General features: G+C 50.8%; 3 protein-coding genes and 1 tRNA gene. All 4 read right to left on the bottom strand.

Translation table 11 applies throughout. The features are described 5' to 3' along the window. Window positions 1-72, bottom strand: a tRNA-Gly gene (locus BMW41_RS13955). Between the two features lie 112 nt (window positions 73-184). Beyond that, window positions 185-745: a glycerol-3-phosphate responsive antiterminator gene (locus BMW41_RS13950; protein WP_074650818.1), complete on the bottom strand. Its 561-nt coding sequence runs from the start codon at window positions 743-745 to the stop codon at window positions 185-187. A gap of 150 nt (window positions 746-895) precedes the next feature. Next, the gene (locus BMW41_RS13945) at window positions 896-2,974 is read right to left on the bottom strand and encodes a methyl-accepting chemotaxis protein (protein WP_074650816.1); all 2,079 of its coding nucleotides are present in this window, start codon (window positions 2,972-2,974) and stop codon (window positions 896-898) included. Window positions 2,975-3,353: 379 nt separating this feature from the next. After that, on the bottom strand, window positions 3,354-3,662 hold a 309-nt coding region (locus BMW41_RS13940; RefSeq protein WP_242870361.1), incomplete at its 5' end, for a methyl-accepting chemotaxis protein.

Below are 3,662 nucleotides of genomic sequence, written 5' to 3'. Positions count from 1 at the left end.
AGCGCGAGACGGGATTCGAACCCGCGGCCCCCACCTTGGCAAGGTGGTGCTCCACCACTGAGCCACTCGCGCATTTCTCTGTCAGCAATCTGACGGAGATTATATTACCACAGCCATCGTTAAAAGGCAATGACTTTTTGAAATTTTTTGTTTAGCATATTCAATTCTAACGATTCGACGCGTATTACACGTACCACAATTCCTCTCTCGTCGTGGACACCGCGTCTGCTCCGGCCTCGAAAGCTGCCATAATGTCTTTCTTATCCGAGAGAAGGCCGCCGGCAATCAGCGGCAGTTCCGTCTCCTGACGGATCTTCTGGATCACGCGCGGCATCACTCCCGGCATAATCTCGATCGCATCCGGATGGAACGACTCAATCTGCTTTTTCAGCGTCGAGAGCGCCATGGAATCCACCACAAACGTTCTCTGAATGCAGATCATTCCCAGTTCTTTCGCATGCTTCACAATCGGAGATTTGGTGCTGATAATGCCGTCTGCCCGGGTATTCCGGTGAATGAAATCCACAGCGACCTCTTTGGAGCTCAGCCCCTGAATCAGATCTACATGAACAATGGCAATCTTGCCTGCTGCCTTAACGCGATCCACCAGATCTGCCACATCACAGATCGTTCCGAACAGGAGGAACACCACCCTGCATTCTGTCTTCAGACAGTTTTCCAGTCCAGATTCATTTTTCACCGCCGCAATTACCGGCGAAGTCTCCAAAAGATCGATCATGTTCATGGCAATTCCCCTTTCTCTGGCCATATGCCTAAATATAACAGAAAGAAACCGGCAAGTCCATAACGGAAAAGCCCCGGGGAGAAATTCCCCGGGGCCCGTTCACCCACCGCACACCGTTTCCGGTGAGCCGGCAGATCATTTCATACTGTATTACATTCTGCTGTCCAGACGGAACTTTCCGACAAGATCGTTCAGCGTCGACGCCTTCTCTGAGAGATCCTGGCTGGTCGCTGCACTCTCCTCTGCCGTAGCAGAGTTGGTCTGAACGACGGAAGATACCTGGTCGATACCGATGGTTACCTGTGCGATGGAATCCGCCTGACGGCCGGATGCCTCCGCAATTTCCTGAACCAGTTTCGCCGTCTTGTCGCTGCCTTCCACAATGCTGTCAAGACTCTTCGCGGTCTCGTCTGCAATGGTAATACCGTTCTCAACCGCCTGTACCGCTTTCTCGATCAGGTTCGTGGTATTCGAAGCCGCCTCTGCAGACTTCTTCGCAAGGTTTCCAACCTCATCCGCAACAACGGCGAAGCCCTTGCCGGCAGAACCTGCTCTTGCCGCCTCAACAGCTGCATTCAGCGCCAGAATATTGGTCTGGAATGCGATATCATCGATGGTCTTAATGATCTTTCCGATCTCTTTGCTGCTCTCAGAGATGTCCTGCATCGCCTGAACCATCTCGCGCATGTGCTCATTACCCTTCTGGATCTCGGTACGTGCGTCGTCGGAAAGCTTCTCCGCATCTTCTGCATGCTCTGCGGTAATCTTAACCTGATTGGAGATATCGGCAATCGTCGCAGAGAGCTCCTCAATCGAAGATGCCTGCTCGGTTGTACCCTGTGCCAGAGACTGCGCTCCGGAGGAAAGCGTGGATGCATTTCCGTTTACGTCCTCCGCAACCTGACGGATGTGTGACATCGTATCGGTCATAGTGCTGCGGATATTGAAGAGCGCATCCTTGATGGCCGCGAAGTTTCCGGCATAGTCATATTTCAGGTCGAAGGTCAGATCGCCGGCAGAGATCTTATCCAGAACCTCGGTGATCTCATTGATGTAATCAATGTAGGAGCTGAGCATGGAAGCGGTTTCCTGCATGGCAGATGCAACATCGCCGGTCTCGTCGTTGGTTTCCACGTCGATCTTAACCTTCAGGTTGCCGTCCGCAATCTCCTGCGCAGACGCCGCCAGCTTCTTCAGCGGGTTGGTAATCCTTCTTGCGATCACAACAGCCAGAAGTGCTGCCGCAATACCCATCACAATCGTAAAGATCACAAAGAAGCGGATCATGGTATTTACATCCGCAAACGCGTCCTCTTTCAGCTGAACCGTGATTGCTCCCCAGTTGGCAGACTGTCCCGGGATCTGAATCGGTTTATAGGAATAGATTGCATCCTTGCCGTCATCATCCTTAAACTCTTTGGTACCGTTTCCGCCGGCCAGAAGCTCGGCGATCATTGCCTTGAAGCCATCGGTTTCCTCGATCGGCTCCTCTGCCTTGGTATCCTTGTTCGTTCTGGTACCCTTCTTGTAGTTATACAGCTGCTCGACGTATTCTTTTTTCGGATGCGCAATTACGGATCCCTCTCCATCGATCAGGATCGTGTATGTTCCGGAGGAATTGTAACTGTCTACAATCTCCTGGAGTTTGGACAAATCCAGATCCGAAGCGAATACACCGATCATGGAACCGGCGGCATCCTTTACCGGATAGATAATGGATGTAACGGCGGATCCGGTGTTGATGTCAAAGTAGGACTTGGATACGAACGGCTGGCGCTGTTCCACTGCCTGTTTAAACCACCAGCGATCGCCACGGTTTGCAAGCTCTCCGGAGCTTCTTGCAGTCTGCATTCCGTCCATTCCCTGTTCATAGAACAGAATGAAATACGGATTGTTTTCTTTTGCCTTTACCAGAATGTTATGCTGCTTTTCCGGGTCCTGCGAAACGATATCGTCGCCGATTGCCAATCCCTGCACAACCGCGTATCCCTTGTTGATATACTCGGATACTTCCGCGGAAATACTGTTGGTCCGGTCCTGAATCTTTTCATATGCGGTTTTCTGCCCGGTTTTTGATGACATGTACGCACTGAGAACGCTGCTCATGATAAGCGGAATCAACGCCACAACAATTGATAGTGCCAAAATCTTAAAACCGATGCTGATTCTGCCCGGTCTTCTCCGGTTCGGAGAATTACTTCTGTTCTTTCCCAATTTGTTTGCCCCCATTTGTTGACTGCGGAGATATACTCCCTCTTCATAGTGCTGTTATTTAATATCGGCGTACCATAACAAAATATGACAAAAACCATGATATTTTATTATGAGCTTTTCTGTAACTTTTCGTCGAAATGTTCATAACGACCATTATTCCTGTTTTTTATCTATCAAATTTTCACAAACATCTTCCTTTTTATGATTGGATTATGTGGGAGAATATCTATAGCAAACGAGTCTGCCGGCGAACAGAGCTGCCCAAAGCCCTTTGACCTATCAGAAAAGGGCCTGCCGCACAGCCGACGTGAAATGCTCCGACGCGGCCATAGGGCAAACCCTTTTCTTCACGCGCATCCTGCCCGATCCGCGTGTTCGTATATTTTCAATATCTTTACTGATTCAGTCTGAACCTGCTGACGAGCTCATTCAGTCTGGATGCTTTCTCCGAGAGATCCTGACTGGTTGCCGCGCTCTCCTCCGCCGTTGCGGAATTGGTCTGTACAACCGAGGATACCTGATCGATGCCGACCGTCACCTGTGCGATGGAATCCGCCTGTCTGCCGGAAGCTTCTGCGATCTCCTGAACCAGTTTTGCGGTCTTCTCGCTGCCTTCCACGATGCTGTCAAGACTCTTCGCCGTCTCATCCGCAACGGTGATGCCGTGCTCGACCGCCTGAACCGCCTTCTCAATCAGATGCGT

This window comes from [Clostridium] aminophilum, from assembly GCF_900101295.1.
GTDB lineage: Bacteria > Bacillota > Clostridia > Lachnospirales > Lachnospiraceae > Clostridium_R > Clostridium_R aminophilum_A.
Note: the sequence above shows the minus strand (reverse complement) of the source record. Positions and strands in the feature narration are given on the sequence as shown.